Annotated in this window: 14 protein-coding genes; 1 reads left to right on the plus strand and 13 read right to left on the minus strand. The window is 60.9% G+C overall.

The window, feature by feature from the left end; all coding sequences use genetic code 11:
- Positions 1-109: 109 nt before the first annotated feature.
- Positions 110-847, plus strand: a complete 738-nt coding sequence (locus tag AC245Y_RS20380; protein ID WP_012759245.1) for a sugar transferase — start codon at positions 110-112, stop codon at positions 845-847.
- Between the two features lie 211 nt (positions 848-1,058).
- Here the strand turns inward: AC245Y_RS20380 and AC245Y_RS20385 are convergent, their stop codons facing one another.
- The 13 genes from AC245Y_RS20385 to AC245Y_RS20445 form a co-directional block, all read right to left on the minus strand.
- Positions 1,059-1,466, minus strand: a complete 408-nt coding sequence (locus AC245Y_RS20385; RefSeq protein WP_012759246.1) for a F0F1 ATP synthase subunit epsilon — start codon at positions 1,464-1,466, stop codon at positions 1,059-1,061.
- On the minus strand, positions 1,466-1,705 hold the full coding sequence (locus AC245Y_RS20390) for a hypothetical protein (RefSeq protein ID WP_012759247.1): 240 nt from the start codon (positions 1,703-1,705) through the stop codon (positions 1,466-1,468). The genes AC245Y_RS20385 and AC245Y_RS20390 overlap by 1 nt, the downstream gene beginning before the upstream one ends.
- Entirely contained in the window at positions 1,705-3,141 is a 1,437-nt protein-coding gene (gene atpD, locus AC245Y_RS20395; protein WP_017995355.1) for a F0F1 ATP synthase subunit beta, read from the minus strand. The genes AC245Y_RS20390 and atpD overlap by 1 nt, the downstream gene beginning before the upstream one ends.
- 23 nt (positions 3,142-3,164) lie before the next feature.
- The gene (locus tag AC245Y_RS20400; protein ID WP_017995356.1) at positions 3,165-4,049 is read right to left on the minus strand and encodes a F0F1 ATP synthase subunit gamma; all 885 of its coding nucleotides are present in this window, start codon (positions 4,047-4,049) and stop codon (positions 3,165-3,167) included.
- 28 nt (positions 4,050-4,077) lie between these two features.
- Positions 4,078-5,607, minus strand: coding sequence for a F0F1 ATP synthase subunit alpha (gene atpA, locus AC245Y_RS20405; RefSeq protein WP_012759250.1), 1,530 nt, complete (start codon positions 5,605-5,607; stop codon positions 4,078-4,080).
- Positions 5,607-6,173: a F0F1 ATP synthase subunit delta gene (locus AC245Y_RS20410; protein ID WP_012759251.1), complete on the minus strand. Its 567-nt coding sequence runs from the start codon at positions 6,171-6,173 to the stop codon at positions 5,607-5,609. Before AC245Y_RS20410 ends, atpA begins: the two co-directional genes overlap by 1 nt.
- Positions 6,174-6,428: 255 nt before the next feature.
- A complete protein-coding gene (locus AC245Y_RS20415; RefSeq protein WP_017995357.1) occupies positions 6,429-6,818 on the minus strand; it encodes an AGROH133_08824 family phage infection protein in 390 nt (129 codons plus the stop codon).
- A gap of 80 nt (positions 6,819-6,898) precedes the next feature.
- A complete protein-coding gene (locus AC245Y_RS20420; protein WP_017995358.1) occupies positions 6,899-9,115 on the minus strand; it encodes a primosomal protein N' in 2,217 nt (738 codons plus the stop codon).
- A gap of 106 nt (positions 9,116-9,221) precedes the next feature.
- Positions 9,222-10,112, minus strand: a complete 891-nt coding sequence (locus tag AC245Y_RS20425) for an ABC transporter ATP-binding protein (RefSeq protein ID WP_017995359.1) — start codon at positions 10,110-10,112, stop codon at positions 9,222-9,224.
- Positions 10,109-11,143 carry an ABC transporter ATP-binding protein gene (locus AC245Y_RS20430; protein ID WP_017995360.1) on the minus strand — a complete coding sequence of 345 codons (1,035 nt, stop codon included), beginning with the start codon at positions 11,141-11,143 and terminating at the stop codon, positions 10,109-10,111. Before AC245Y_RS20430 ends, AC245Y_RS20425 begins: the two co-directional genes overlap by 4 nt.
- A 4-nt stretch (positions 11,144-11,147) precedes the next feature.
- Positions 11,148-12,005 carry an ABC transporter permease gene (locus AC245Y_RS20435; protein ID WP_017995361.1) on the minus strand — a complete coding sequence of 286 codons (858 nt, stop codon included), beginning with the start codon at positions 12,003-12,005 and terminating at the stop codon, positions 11,148-11,150.
- 6 nt (positions 12,006-12,011) lie between these two features.
- Entirely contained in the window at positions 12,012-13,016 is a 1,005-nt protein-coding gene (locus AC245Y_RS20440; protein WP_003543481.1) for an ABC transporter permease, read from the minus strand.
- 67 nt (positions 13,017-13,083) lie between these two features.
- Entirely contained in the window at positions 13,084-14,985 is a 1,902-nt protein-coding gene (locus AC245Y_RS20445; protein ID WP_017995362.1) for an ABC transporter substrate-binding protein, read from the minus strand.
- Positions 14,986-14,994: the final 9 nt, after the last annotated feature.

The raw sequence follows: 14,994 nt of genomic DNA on the forward strand, positions 1-14,994 counted from the left end.
CGTCTTTAGGGTTATCAAATTCTTATTTATCCCGATGACAAACGATACGTGACCATGTATTTGTCTCCCTGCTGTTCAGTATCGCATCTAAACTTGTGGACCTTGCGTAATGAATGCTTTTACTTCGAAGACGAATCCACGCTTCGATCCGTCTCAGCGTCAGGACAAAACCAAGACCCTGGTTATAGCGAACTCCAACATTCGCCAGCCGGATAGCTTTTCCCTTATCGAAAGAAAGATGGCTGTGCGGCTGGGCGTGAAGCGGTTGATCGACATCGTCGCCTCAGTCAGCGCCCTCATCGTGCTGGCGCCGCTTTTTCTGGTAATCGCTCTTTTCATCAAACTCGACGATGGCGGTCCGGTGTTTTTCCGCCAGATCCGCTGGGGGCTGAACGGCCGGAAGATCATGGTCTTCAAGTTCCGGTCGATGCGTGCGGAAGCTTGCGATCCGAGCGGCATTCAACAGACCGTCAAGGGCGACAGCCGGGTGACAGGCATCGGCTCGGTGCTCCGCAAGACCAATATCGACGAGCTGCCGCAGCTTTTCAACGTTCTCAGGGGTGAGATGTCGTTGGTCGGCCCGCGCTGCCACGCCATCAATATGCGGGCAGCCGGTCGGCTCTACGAGGAACTGGTGCCGGACTACCACCACCGCCACATCATGCGCCCCGGCATCACCGGCCTTGCGCAGACACGCGGCTGGCGCGGCCCGACGGCGCGGCCGCTGGCAGCCCGCGCTCGCATCGCCTGCGATATCTATTATGTCAGGAATTTCAGCCTGCTGCTCGACCTGAAGATCCTGTTCAAGACGGTCGTCATCGAGCTGCGCGGTGGAACCGGCTTCTGAGACGAAGCCGGCATCACTACCAGAGGTAGGCCGCCCTGCAGCGTCACGCGTCTTATCAGACGCGCAAAGGTCGCATTAGCCCTTTGAATTGTTGCGGCCGCCGCTTAATTTCAACTCGGCCGATAGTGCTGTTTTCCATACATCGACAGATAAAGGCAGAAACAAAAAAGCGGCCATCGCGGCCGCGTTTCATGGATCTTACCGATTGTAATCAATCCTGTTGAACGACGCCGCGCAGGTGCGTCAGTTCCATGATGAAGTGCTCGAGCTTCGACTTGTGCTCGTGCAACTCGGCATGTTCGAGTTCCTTGCGGGCGGCCTCGATGCGGCGCGTCAGTTCGTCCTTGTGGAGTTCCTCGACCGGAACCGCGGATTCGGCCAGCAATGTGCAGCCGGTCGGCAGGATATCGGCAAAACCGCCGAACACGACGTAGTCCTGCTTCTTGCCGGAGGCCGAACGCACGCTCACGACACCCGGTTTGATCGTCGTCATCGTCGGCGCATGGTTTGCCATGACCGTCATCTCGCCTTCAGTCGCGGGGATGACGACCTCGGTCACCATCTCCGACAGCAGCAGACGCTCCGGCGAAACGAGCTCAAAGTTGAAATTGTCAGCCATCAGTGACTTACCTTCTCGGCTATGGCGTTCGCATCTTGCAATTTAGTCCCGCAGAACGGGCAGTGCATTATCGCTTGGTCGAGATAACCGAGGCCTTCCTCGCTCTGGACCAGCCCCACCACCATCATCAGCACGCCATTATCGGCGCGATAGACGGTCGGCGCTGCCGGTTCCGGAAGATCCGCCACGACCCCTTTCAGGGAGTCGCAGCAGAATATCTCGTCTAGCGCATCGCTCATTAAGCAGCTGCGAGCTTCTTGGCCTTTTCGACCGCTTCTTCCATCGAGCCGACCATGTAGAAGGCAGCTTCCGGCAGGTGATCATATTCGCCGTTGACGAGGCCCTTGAAGCCCTTGATCGTGTCTTCGAGAGCAACCAGCTTGCCCGGCGAACCGGTGAAGACTTCGGCGACGAAGAACGGCTGCGACAGGAAACGCTCGATCTTGCGGGCGCGGGCGACAGCAATCTTGTCCTCTTCGGACAATTCGTCCATGCCAAGGATCGCGATGATGTCCTGCAGGGCCTTGTAACGCTGCAGCGTCGACTGGACCTTACGGGCGACGTCGTAATGTTCTTCGCCGACGACCAGCGGGTCGAGCATGCGCGACGTGGAGTCGAGCGGATCGACCGCCGGGTAGATGCCCTTTTCAGCGATCGAGCGCGACAGAACCGTCGTTGCGTCAAGGTGAGCAAACGAGGTTGCCGGCGCCGGGTCGGTCAAGTCGTCGGCCGGAACGTAAATGGCCTGAACCGAGGTGATCGAGCCGGTCGTCGTCGTGGTGATGCGCTCCTGCATCTGGCCCATGTCGGTTGCCAGCGTCGGCTGATAACCGACGGCCGACGGGATACGGCCGAGCAGAGCCGACACTTCGGAACCTGCCTGCGTGAAGCGGAAGATGTTGTCGACGAAGAACAGAACGTCCTGGCCCTGGTCGCGGAAGTGTTCGGCAACCGTCAGGCCGGTCAGGGCGACGCGGGCGCGGGCGCCTGGCGGCTCGTTCATCTGACCGTAAACCAGCGCGGCCTTCGAGCCTTCGCCGCCGCCATGCTTGTTGACGTTCGATTCGATCATTTCGTGGTAGAGGTCGTTGCCTTCGCGGGTGCGTTCACCGACGCCTGCGAAAACCGAATAACCACCATGCGCCTTGGCGACGTTGTTGATCAATTCCATGATCAGAACGGTCTTGCCGACGCCGGCGCCGCCGAAGAGGCCGATCTTGCCGCCGCGTGCATAGGGAGCCAGAAGATCGACGACCTTGATGCCGGTCACCAGAATCTGCGATTCCGTCGACTGTTCGACATAGGACGGCGCCTCCTGGTGGATGGAGCGCTTGTGAGCGGTAACCAGCGGACCGGCTTCGTCGACCGGCTCACCGATGACGTTCATGATGCGGCCGAGCGTCTCGTTGCCGACCGGGACCATGATCGGAGCGCCGGTATCGGCGACTTCCTGACCGCGGACGAGACCTTCGCTCGAGTCCATCGCGATGGTACGGACGACGTTTTCGCCAAGGTGCTGCGCAACTTCGAGAACCAGGCGGTTGCCGTTGTTGCTGGTTTCCAGCGCGTTCAGGATCTTCGGCAGTTCGCCTTCGAAAGCAACGTCGACGACGGCGCCGATAACCTGGGTGACTCTGCCGACAGAGCCGATCTTGGGGGTAGCTGCCTCAGCCATTTTCTGACCCTCTTTTCCTAGCCTCAGAGCGCTTCCGCGCCCGAAATGATTTCAATGAGTTCCTTGGTGATCTGCGCCTGACGCTGGCGGTTGTAGCTCAGCGTCAGCTTGTTGATCATCTCACCGGCATTACGCGTCGCATTGTCCATAGCGCTCATCTTGGCGCCCATCTCGCCTGCGACGTTCTCAAGGAGCGCGCGGAAGATCTGGACCGAGATGTTGCGCGGGATCAGATCTTCGAGGATCGATGCCGGATCCGGCTCGTATTCGTAGACGGCGCCTGCATGTGCGGCATCTTCGGCCTGCACAGCTCCCGTTGAAGCCGGGATGAGCTGCTGCGCCGTCGGAATCTGACTGATCACCGACTTGAATTCGGAATAGAACAGCGTGCAGACGTCGAACTCGCCGGCAGCATACATCTCGATGATACGCTTGCCGATCTGATCCGCATTCTCGAAGCCGACCCGCTTGACGTCGCGCAATTCCTTGCGCTCGATGATCAGAGAGGCGAATTCGCGGCGAAGGATATCGTGACCCTTCTTGCCGACGGTGAAGATCTTCACCGTCTTGCCTTCGGCAAGCAGCTTGCGGACCTGTTCGCGTGCAAAGCGTGCGATCTGCGAGTTGAAACCGCCGCAAAGACCGCGTTCGGCCGTGCAGACCACCAGCAGATGGACCTTGTCCTGGCCAGTGCCGGTCATCAGCGTCGGTGCGCCGTCGGCATCGGTGACGGCCTTGGCGATGTTCGCCAAAACCACACCCATGCGCTGCGAATAAGGCCGGGCGGCCTCGGCCGCCTCCTGCGCACGCCGAAGCTTCGCCGCGGCGACCATTTTCATCGCCTTGGTGATCTTCTGCGTCGCCTTGACGGAGGCGATCCGGTTTTTCAGATCCTTAAGTGAAGGCATCCGTGATCCGTCCTAACTTAGGGCCTGATTACGAGAAAGACTTTGCGAAGCTATCCAGAGCAGCATTGAGCTTGCCCTTGGTATCGTCGCTGATTGCCTTTTCCGTGCGGATCGCGTCGAGGATGGCGGAGCCTTCCGAACGCAGATATGAGAGGAAGCCCTGCTCGAACTTGCCGACCGAAGCGACCGGCAGCTTATCGAGATAGCCGTTGACGCCAGCAAAGATCACGGCGACCTGCTCTTCCGTCTTCAGCGGCGAGAACTGCGGCTGCTTCAGGAGTTCGGTCAGGCGTGCACCGCGGTTCAGCAGGCGCTGCGTCGCAGCGTCGAGGTCCGAACCGAACTGGGCGAAGGCGGCCATTTCGCGATACTGGGCGAGTTCGCCCTTGATCGAGCCGGCAACCTGCTTCATCGCCTTGATCTGCGCCGACGAACCGACGCGGGAAACCGACAGACCGACGTTCACAGCCGGGCGGATACCCTGGTAGAACAGGTCGGTTTCAAGGAAGATCTGGCCGTCGGTGATCGAGATCACGTTGGTCGGAATGAAGGCCGACACGTCGTTGCCCTGCGTTTCGATGACCGGCAGAGCGGTGAGCGAACCGGCGCCCTTGTCGTCGTTCATCTTCGCAGCGCGCTCGAGCAGGCGCGAGTGCAGATAGAAAACGTCGCCCGGATAGGCTTCGCGGCCCGGCGGGCGGCGCAGCAGCAGCGACATCTGGCGGTAGGACACGGCCTGCTTGGACAGGTCGTCGTAGCCGATCAGCGCATGCATGCCGTTGTCACGGAAATATTCGCCCATGGCGCAGCCGGCAAACGGCGCCAGAAACTGCATCGGCGCCGGATCGGAAGCGGTGGCGGCAACGATGATCGAATACTTCAGTGCGCCGCGCTCTTCGAGCACCTTGACGAACTGGGCGACGGTCGAACGCTTCTGGCCGACGGCGACGTAGACGCAGTAAAGCTTTTCGCCTTCCGGACCGTTGTCGTGAATGGCCTTCTGGTTGAGGAAGGCATCGAGAAGGATCGCAGTCTTGCCGGTCTGGCGGTCGCCGATGACCAGCTCGCGCTGGCCGCGGCCGACCGGGATCAGCGCGTCGATGGCCTTGAGGCCGGTCGACATCGGCTCATGAACCGACTTGCGCGGAATGATGCCGGGAGCCTTGACGTCGACGCGCGAACGGCGCGTCGCGTTGATCGGGCCCTTGCCGTCGATCGGATTGCCGAGCGCGTCGACGACGCGGCCGAGCAGTTCCGGACCAACTGGAACGTCAACGATGGCGCCGGTCCGCTTGACGGTGTCGCCTTCCTTGATGTCACGGTCGGAGCCGAAGATGACGACGCCGACATTGTCGGATTCGAGGTTCAGGGCCATGCCGCGGATGCCGCCCGGGAACTCGACCATTTCACCGGCCTGGACATTGTCCAGACCGTAGACACGAGCGATACCGTCACCGACGGAGAGAACCTGGCCGACTTCCGAGACTTCTGCCTCTTTGCCGAAATTTTTAATCTGGTCTTTGAGAATTGCGGAAATTTCCGCGGCGCGGATATCCATCAGCCAACCTCTTTCAATGCGAGCTTAAGGGTAGAGAGTTTGGTACGAAGAGACGTATCAATCTGACGGGACCCGACCTTCACGATCAGACCACCAAGAATTGACGGATCAACCGTGACGGCAATCGTCACGTCTTTGCCGGTAACGCTCTTGAGTGCCACCTTCAATTCGGTTTCCTGCGCTTGCGAAAGCGCATGCGCCGAGGTGACCTCGGCGGAGATTTCACCGCGATGGTTCGCGGCGATGATGCGGAAGGCCTTGATCATGCCCGGCAGGGCGAACAGGCGGCGGTTGCGCGCCACGACCTTCAGAAAATTGGCGAAGAAACCGCTGATACCGGCCTTCTCGCTGATGGCGACGATCGCCTTCAGCTGGTCTTCAGCGGAAAAAACCGGGCTTGCGACGAAGCGCTTCAGATCGGCGCTCTCATCCAGCATAGCCTGGAAATGATCAAGATCGGCGGTGACGCTGTCGACGGCGCCCTGCTCGAGCGCCAGTTCGAAAAGCGACGAGGCATAGCGTTCGGCAACACCAGAAGTAAGCTGGGACGTGTCTGCCACTGGCACAAATTTCCCTGATTTCAACCCAAAATCCGGCTCTCGGCGGGCGCCGAACCTATGATCTTGAATTCGTTTTGATTTCCCCCAGAAATCACAAGAGAAGCCTCTTGCTTCTTCCGAAATTCGGGGTCCGTCTAACATAGGATGTTCGGACTCGCAACACGCGTAATGCCCGAATACGCCTTTCGCATGAATTTCTGTCTGCAAAATCGCGCAATGGCCTGAAAGCAGGCCGAAGAAGCCGTCTGCCGGCAGTAAGAGTCACGTCTGGGTGAAGCCGAAAACGTAGAGCAGCGGTAGCGCGGCCAAAGCGATCTGCACAACCAGGAGTAAATAGTTGACGAGATTACTCCCCTTATCGGACAGAATCGAGATGACACGGGCAAAGGCCGCCATCGCGAAGGAGGCGCCGAGCGCCATGTAGATCCAGTCCTGGGCGAGCATGATCGCCGACAGCCCGAAACCGAGATAGAAACCGCCCATCGAGCGTCCCTCGCCGAAGCCTTCCGGCCGCCCCTCCTGCGCCTGCAGACCGAGAAGACGGAAAGCATGGCCCGGCGCGAACATCATGATGAAGCCGGCAAGCGCCGTGAAAGCCGCGGAGCAAAAGGCAAGCTGCTCACCAAGCTCGGTCGGAAAGTAAAACTCCATGCATCAGCCCCAAATCACCCGGATGAATCAGTGTTTTATGGCATGGGCCGAAAAAGGAGGAAATGGCGACTTCATTTGATTTAGAGAAAACTCTGCGGATCGATATCCAGCTGCACCTGCACCGATCCACGCTCTTTGGGCGATTGTGAGAGCATCGCCCGCAGAAAGCCCTGCATGTCCGAGTTCCGCCGGCCGTGGACCAAAAGACGGAAGCGGTGGCGGCCGCGCACCAGCGCGAGCGGCGCTTCGGCCGGACCGAGCACCGAGATGCCTGACACCTGCGGTGCGGAGTTGCGCATGCCGCGCGCATGGTTTTCGGCGTCGTGGCGGGTTTCGGCCGAAACGATGATCGACGCCAGCCTGCCGAAGGGCGGCAATATGGCGCGTTCGCGTTCGGTGATCTCGCGCTCGTAGAAGGCGTCGGAATCGCCGGAGACAATTGCCTGCATGACAGGATGCTGCGGCTGATAGGTCTGCAGCAACCCATGGCTCTTGAGGCCGGTGCGCCCGGCCCGGCCCGTCACCTGCGACAAGAGCTGGAAGGTGCGTTCGGCCGCGCGCGGGTCGCCATTGGCAAGGCCGAGATCGGCATCGACGATGCCGACCAGCGTCATCAGCGGAAAATTGTGCCCCTTTGCCACAAGCTGGGTGCCGATAACGATATCGGCCTCGCCCTTGGCGATCGCTTCCAGCTCCAGCCGCAGCCGCTTCACCCCACCCATGATATCCGAGGAGAGAACGATCGTCCGCGCCTCCGGAAAATGCCGTTCCACCTCCTCGGCGATGCGCTCGACGCCTGGCCCGCAGGCGACGAGATGGTCGAGCGTGCCGCATTCCGGGCAGGCCTCGGGCGTGCGCTCGGCATGGCCGCATTGATGGCATTGCAGCTGCTTGCGGAAACGATGCTCCACCAGCCAGCTCGAACATTGCGGGCATTGGAACCGATGGCCGCAGACCCGGCAGAGCGTCAGCGGCGCATAACCGCGCCGGTTAAGAAACAGCAGCGCCTGTTCGCGCTTGTCCACCGTCTTGCCGATCGCCCGGATCAGCACAGGCGACAGGAAGCCGCCCCGCTCCGGCGCGTGCCTGCGCATATCGACCAGATGCAGGTCCGGCATCGCCGCATCGCCGAAACGCGTCGGCAGGTGGACGGTGCTGTAGCGTCCGCTCTGCCCGTTGACCTGGCTTTCGACCGACGGCGTCGCCGACACCAGAATGACGGGAAAATCACCGATGCGGCCGCGCACGACGGCCATGTCGCGAGCATTGTAGAAGACGCGATCCTCCTGCTTGTAAGCGGGATCGTGTTCCTCGTCGACGATGATCAGGCCGAGATCCTCGAAGGGCAGGAAGAGCGCCGAGCGAGCGCCGGCCACCACCCGCACTTCGCCGGTCACCGCCTGGCGCCAGACCTTTTCACGCATGCGCGGCGCAAGATCGGAATGCCATTCGGCAGGCTTTGCCCCGAAGCGGTCCTGGAAGCGCTCCATGAAACTGGCCGTCAACGCGATCTCCGGCAGCAGGATCAGCACCTGCTTACCGCGTTTCAGCGTCTCGGCAATCGCCTCGAAATAGACCTCGGTCTTGCCGGAGCCGGTTACCCCGTCGATCAGCGACACCGAAAATTCGCCCTTGCGGACATCGGCAACGATCTCTTCTGCCGCCTGCTTCTGCGGCCCTTCGAGACGTGCGGCGGCGAAATCCGGATCCGGCATCGCAACGACCGGCGGCGGCGGCAGGAATATCGCCTCAAAAATGCCGAGCGTGATTAGCCCGTCGACGACACTCGTCGAGACACCCGCCGCATGCGCAAGGCCGCTGCGTGTCCAGGAAGAGCCGTCGGAGGCGGTATCGAGCACCCGGGCGCGCGCCGGCGTCATCCGCTCCGGTTCGCCGCCGACGAGCTTCAGCCCCTCCACCATCGGTTCCGGCTCGAAGGCGTTCGGCGCCCGCAGCGCCATACGGGCGACGAGGCCGGGCGGCGAGAGCGTATAGGTCGCCACCCAATCGATGAAATCCCGCATCTCCCTGGCAAGCGGCGGGCAATCGAAGACATGGCTGATCGGCCGAAGCTTCTTCGGATCGACGCCGTCCTCGCCGCCGTCCCAGACGACGCCGATCACCTGCCGCGGCCCGAGCGGCACCTGCACGACCGAGCCGGGCTCGACCGCCATGCCATCCGGCACCGAATAGGAATAGGGTTTCGGCGCCGGCATCGGCACCAGCACGGGAACCGTTCGGTTCGCGGGCGGTGCCTCGAAAAGCGCGCCAAAGAGATCGGACGAATCTGTGCTCATCGCGGGAGACCATGCCCGCAAATCGATGGAATTGGAACCGCAAAGACGGAGCGACGCGTTCCGGGTCGTCGCGACGATTTAAACAGTGAAGCTCAGAAGTTGCGCTTCACCTGGCAAGGCGGTCGCCACTGCCGGAAGTGGCTTCATTTGTCTCGGCATTGCGCTGCCGCAGGCGCAGGATCGCCGACGCCTCGCGAGGATTGGGCGGCAGGACAGCGTTCTTCAACGCGATCGAATAGACGTGTTTCGGATGTTCGAGCACGTCCCTGGCATCGCCGCTCTCCACCACCACACCCTTGCGCATGATCACCACGCGGTCGGAAATATAATAGGCGGTCGCAAGATCATGGGTGATGTAGACGATCGAGACGTTGAGCGCATCACGCAGATCGCGGAAGAGATTGACGATCGACATACGAAGCGATGCGTCGACCATCGAGACCGGCTCGTCCGCCACGATCAGCTTCGGCTCGGGTATCAGCGCACGGGCGACGGCGATGCGCTGCAATTGGCCGCCTGAAAGCTCATGCGAGAAGCGGCCTTTTATCTCCGCCATCGACAGGCCGACGCGTTGGAGGGCAACGTCGGCAATCGCCTCTTTGTCGGCGCGGCTCTTTGCTCCCTTGAAGCGATGGGCGGTGGCCAGCAGATACTCGTCGATCCGCGTCAGCGGATTGAAAGCTTCGAACGGATTTTGAAAGACCGGCTGGACCTTGGCCATGAAAGCCTCGCGATCCCTGCGGGACCGCACCGCCTTCACATCCGTACCGTCGAAATGAATACTGCCCCGATCGGCCTTTTCGCTGCCGAGGATCATTTTCGCCAGCGTCGATTTTCCGGAGCCGGATTCGCCGACGATCGTGAATATCTCGGGCTTGTCGGCGGCAAGTGCAAAGCTGACATCGTCGACCGCCTTCATCTTTTCGCGCGAAAAGAACCCGCCGATCGGAAAGAGCTTGGTCACATGGTCGAGTTCGAGAAGGAAATTGCCGCTCATTGGATCTGGTACTCCCCGGCACGGAAGCATGCGACCCGCCCTCCCGTCGCGCTCGGCAGCATGGCCGGCACTTCACGTGCGCATTTGTCGATCGCGATCGGACAGCGCGGATGGAAACGGCATCCTGAAGGCGGATCCGAAAGTGCCGGCGGCTTGCCCCTGAGGCTCTTTCGCGTCGAGACGTCGCCAATGCGCGGCAGGCTGCCGATCAGGTGGACGGTGTAGGGATGCTGGGGATTGTCGAAGATCGCCTGCGTCGGCCCCTCCTCCGCCAGCCGTCCCGCATACATGATGGCCAGCCGATCGGTGATGGCGGCATGCACCGACATGTCGTGGGTCACGAAGATGACCGAGGACTGCATGCGGGCCTGCACTTCCTTGATCAGCGCCAGGACGTCCTGCTGCACGAGCACGTCGAGCGCCGTCGTCGGCTCGTCGGCGATGATGAATTCCGGCTCGCAGACAGTGGCGAGAGCAATCGTCAGACGCTGGCGCATGCCGCCCGAAAGCTGATGCGGAAAGGCCTCGAGCACATGCGGATCGAGATGCAGCCTGGCAAGATGCGCCTCGACGCGCGCCCGGAAGGCGGCGGGATCGAGGTTCATATGGCGGGAGGCGAAATCGGTGAAGGCGTGTTTGACCCTTCTGACCGGGTTCAGCACGTTCATCGAACCCTGCATGATGTAGGAGAGGTGACGCCAGCGTGCCGCCTTCATCTTCGCCGGTTCGCCGTAGACATCGATCGGCCCGTCGGCAAAATTGAATTTCACCGTTCCGCCGACGACGCGCATCGGCGGGCGGATGGCGCCGGCAAGCGTCTTGATCAGCGATGTCTTGCCGCTCGAGGATTCGCCGGCAATGCCGTAGATCTCGTTCTTGCGGATGGTCAGGCTGATATCGTCGACTGCGCGGATTTCCCGCCGCACACCGAAATAGTCGTTGACGTAGTAGCATTTCAGCCCGTCGATCGTCAGTGCGTCCATGGTGTTTTCGGCAAGGGTCAAAGGCTGCGTCCTCATCAGGTTCTGCATCTCCTCAAGCTCCCATGCGGGCGAGCCGCGAGCGCGGGTCGATATATTCGTTCACCGACATGGCGAGCATGAACAGACCAAGGAACAGGATGACGACGAAGAGCATCGGAAAGGCGACCCACCACCATATGCCCGATACCATCGCGGAATGCGCATTGGCCCAGTAGATCATGCCGCCGATCGTCGGCCGGTTGATGTCGGAAAATCCGAGCACCGAGAGCGTCACTTCGAGACCGATCGCCCAGATCATGTTGTTCATCGTCGTGAAGAAGACGATCGGCATGACATAGGGCAGGTGTTCGCGGATGAGGATCTGCGGTGTGCGCATGCCCGAGAAGACCGCGTGCCGGGTGAATTCCCGCTGACGGAGAGACAGGGCGACGGACCGGATCAGCCGGCTGTCATGTGTCCATCCGAGCAGCGCTGCGGTGATCGCCAGCATGAACCACGTCATCTGGTCGCGGAGCACGAAGACCAGAAGCAGCAGGATCGGAATGTTCGGCAGTGCGCCGAGCGTATCGTTGACCGCCATGATGATCTGGTCGGTTCGGCCGCCGATATAGCCGGAGATCAGCCCGACGGCGATGGCGATGATGCGGCTGACGAAGGCGACGATGATACCGAAGAACAGCGTATTTCGCATCGAGGCGGCGATCTGCCAGAAAACCTCCTGGCCGCGCGAGGTGGTGCCGAGCCAGAATTCGGCCGAAGGCGGCATGTCGGGCGCAACGACATAGATGGCATTCTCGTCATAGGGCGAGAAGAACGACGCCACGATCAGCGCCAGGATGATAGAAATCAGGATGGTTCCGAGCAGGAACTCCTTGTTGTAGCGCAGCAGGTCTCTGAGGACTTTGAACATCGCGGATTACCCCAGTTTCACGCGTGGATCGATCAGCGGATAGATGATGTCGATCACGAAGACCGCGGCGGCAACCGCGATGATGGCGATGGTGGTGACACCGAGCACGAGGCTGTAATCGCCGGAATAGATGCCGGAGATCAGAAGCTTGCCGATCCCGGGATAATTGAAGACGAACTCGACGATGACGGCGCCGCCGAAGACATTGCCGAGACTGAGCGCCAGGCCGGTGACCTGCGGCAGCATGGCGTTGCGCGCCACATATTGCGAAAAGATGCTGCGCGAGCGCACGCCGCCAAGTTCGGCATAGACGACGTGGTCGTCGGTGACGATGTTGGAAACCAGCGAGCGCATCGAGATGAACCAGCCGCCGATGCCGACGAGCACGAGGGTCAGGGCCGGCAGGATGCCGTGTTCGATCACCGAGCTGATGAAGGCCCAGTTGAAGGCCGGCGCGAGATTGACCTGCGCGCCGTCGCTGATCGGCAGGATCGGCCAGATGAAACCGAAGAGGATCACCAGGCTGAGACCGATGATGTAGGTCGGGATCGGCTGCAGCGCCATGATGACGATGCCGGCGACCTTCAGCAGCTTGCTGCTGCGGAAATAGCCGGCAAGCGCGCCGAGAAAATTGCCGATGATCCAGGAAATGATCGTTGCGAGCGTCAGAAGCCCGACGGTCCAGGGCAGTGCCCGGCCGATAACGGTCATGACAGGGGTCGGGAAAGACGAAAGCGACGGGCCGAAATCGCCGGTCAGGACACGGCCCCAGAAGGTGAAATACTGCTCCAGCAGCGGGCCGCCGGTGCCGTAGAGCTCGCGCAGCGATTCGCGGAGGATTTCGACGGCCTGCGGATCGGTGGAACCGAAGCTCGTCAACAGCGATACGGTCTGCTCGATCGGATCGACCGGCGAAAAATGCGCGATCAGGAAGGCCAGCGTGATGCCGGTGAAGACCACGAAGAGAAATTGCAGAAAGCGTTTTGCCGCATAGATCAGAAAGCCGTTCATGACATCGACCCTTCAATAGCAGAACGGAAACAGCCGGCGGCCGGCTGTTTCCTTTGTTGTGCCTCGATCAAGGCTTCGGCGCATCCGGATTGGCCTTCAGCCCGACCACCATGTAGCGAATGTTCGACCAGTTCGGACCCGAGGCCGAATAGGGATTGTCAGCGCTCGGATAGTTGGTCCAATAGGTCGTATCGAGCGGTGCGAACTTGTTGTAGGCCATCAGCGGGATCATCGGCATTTCCTCGACGGCAAGCTTCAGGAAGTCCTGGCCGAGCTTGGCGACATCGGGCGAATCGAAGGCGATCGACCGATTGCGCTCGATCAGCTGGTCGAGACGCGGATCCTGCCAGCGCTGCAGATTGCGCGGCGGCTGGATCTGCCCGACCGGCTTGATGAACTCCGAATGATAGCTGTCGAGGAAGAAGGAGAGGTCGGGATGACCGCCCCAGGTCTCGATGCTCCAGTAGATCGCCGTCTCGAAATCGCCGGTGCTGAGGCGCTGGCCATTGGTCGGGCCGGCGACATCGACCTTGGTCGCGATGCCGGCCTGCGACCATTGCTGGGCGATCACCGTGCCGGCGCGGGCAAGCGTCGGGATGGCATCGCCTTCCACCTGCAGGCGGATCGTAAAGGGCGTGCCGTCAGGCTTCACCCACTGGCGGCCGCTTTTCTTGAAACCAGCCTTCTGCAGCAGCTCGGTTGCAGCCTGAACGTCCTTCTTCCACCAGCCGAAGCCGAATGTACGCTGCAGCTTGGCCGGATCGGTCGGGATCTGATCGGCCCATTGGCTGCGCACCATATTGGCGATCTGCGCCGAGATGTTGGGATCGTAGGGCTTGATCTTGCGGGATCCGGTGTCGAGCTCGAAATTCGTCAGCCAGTCCTGCATCGGTGCGTAATAGTCGTCCGGGGCAGAACCCGTCGGCGGCGTGGCAAGGGCGGCGATATTGGCCGCGCCGCGGTAGGAGCCGAGCGCCACTTCGCGGATATCGATCAGTAGAGCGAGAGCCCAGCGCACGTCTTTATTGTCGAAGGGCGCCTTCTTCGTATTGAAGAGAACGGAAGGCAGCGTCGGGTCCGGATGTGCGAAAGGAAAGCCCTTCAGCCAGGAGGCCGTGCTCTTGCTGTCGCGCATGATCGAGAACATGCCCTCGGGCGCCATGTCGTTGATGACGTCGAGATTGTGGTTGCGCTGTTCGATGACGCGCGCTTCCGGATTGCCGGCGGCCCGATAGACGACGTATTTGACCTCAGGCGGTTGTGCCGCAGCCAGGCCGATCGACGTGCGCTGCCAGTCATCACGCAGCTTCCAGATCGTCCAGTTGCCGCCCTTGTCATAGCTCTGCAGCTGGTAGGGCCCGAGCGAAACCGGCGGATTATTATTGAAGGACAGCGGATCGGCGGCCTTCTCGAAGACGTGCTTCGGCATGATCCAGGCGGCATTCCAACGCACCGTGAACAGCGTGTGGAAGCGCGAGTTCGGCTTCTTCAGATGAAAGACGACGGTCTGCGGATCAGGATTTTCGATACTCGCGACATTGACGGTGAAGGGCGCGCTCCAGGCCATGCCGGGATGGTCGATCTGCGTCTGCACGGTATAGACCACGTCGTCGCTGGTAAATTCGACACCGTCGCTCCAGAAGATCCCCTTGCGCAGCTTTACCGTCATCTCGGTGAAATCGGCGTTGTAGCTCGGCGGTTCGCTGGCAAGCGCATTCTGCCAGGCATCCTTGCCGCCCTCGGGATTGATGAACCACAGCGTATCGGTGGTCAGCTGCTGCAGGCCGTTGAGGTTTGCCGCCGCCCCGCCGCCCGGAGCCCAGACGTTGAACCAGTCGGCATTCTGCTGCGGCGTGCCCTGGATGATCAGCGTTTCGTTGCGCGGTATGCCGGCAATGAAATCCTGCGCAAATGCCGGAAGGGCCATGAGCGACAATAAGGCAAAGGCTGCATATTTACGGAACTTCATCGGATGTTC

This window comes from Rhizobium sp. SRDI943 (genome assembly GCF_057653695.1).

Bases quoted from the DNA above. Each gene is read 5' to 3' on its own strand.
- AC245Y_RS20380 (WP_012759245.1), top strand. From the start codon at position 110: ATGAATGCTTTTACTTCGAAGACGAATCCACGCTTCGATCCGTCTCAG.
- AC245Y_RS20385 (WP_012759246.1), bottom strand. From the start codon at position 1,466: ATGGCTGACAATTTCAACTTTGAGCTCGTTTCGCCGGAGCGTCTGCTG.
- AC245Y_RS20390 (WP_012759247.1), bottom strand. From the start codon at position 1,705: ATGAGCGATGCGCTAGACGAGATATTCTGCTGCGACTCCCTGAAAGGG.
- atpD (WP_017995355.1), bottom strand. From the start codon at position 3,141: ATGGCTGAGGCAGCTACCCCCAAGATCGGCTCTGTCGGCAGAGTCACC.
- AC245Y_RS20400 (WP_017995356.1), bottom strand. From the start codon at position 4,049: ATGCCTTCACTTAAGGATCTGAAAAACCGGATCGCCTCCGTCAAGGCG.
- atpA (WP_012759250.1), bottom strand. From the start codon at position 5,607: ATGGATATCCGCGCCGCGGAAATTTCCGCAATTCTCAAAGACCAGATT.
- AC245Y_RS20415 (WP_017995357.1), bottom strand. From the start codon at position 6,818: ATGGAGTTTTACTTTCCGACCGAGCTTGGTGAGCAGCTTGCCTTTTGC.
- AC245Y_RS20420 (WP_017995358.1), bottom strand. From the start codon at position 9,115: ATGAGCACAGATTCGTCCGATCTCTTTGGCGCGCTTTTCGAGGCACCG.
- AC245Y_RS20425 (WP_017995359.1), bottom strand. From the start codon at position 10,112: ATGAGCGGCAATTTCCTTCTCGAACTCGACCATGTGACCAAGCTCTTT.
- AC245Y_RS20430 (WP_017995360.1), bottom strand. From the start codon at position 11,143: ATGCAGAACCTGATGAGGACGCAGCCTTTGACCCTTGCCGAAAACACC.
- AC245Y_RS20435 (WP_017995361.1), bottom strand. From the start codon at position 12,005: ATGTTCAAAGTCCTCAGAGACCTGCTGCGCTACAACAAGGAGTTCCTG.
- AC245Y_RS20440 (WP_003543481.1), bottom strand. From the start codon at position 13,016: ATGAACGGCTTTCTGATCTATGCGGCAAAACGCTTTCTGCAATTTCTC.
- AC245Y_RS20445 (WP_017995362.1), bottom strand. From the start codon at position 14,985: ATGAAGTTCCGTAAATATGCAGCCTTTGCCTTATTGTCGCTCATGGCC.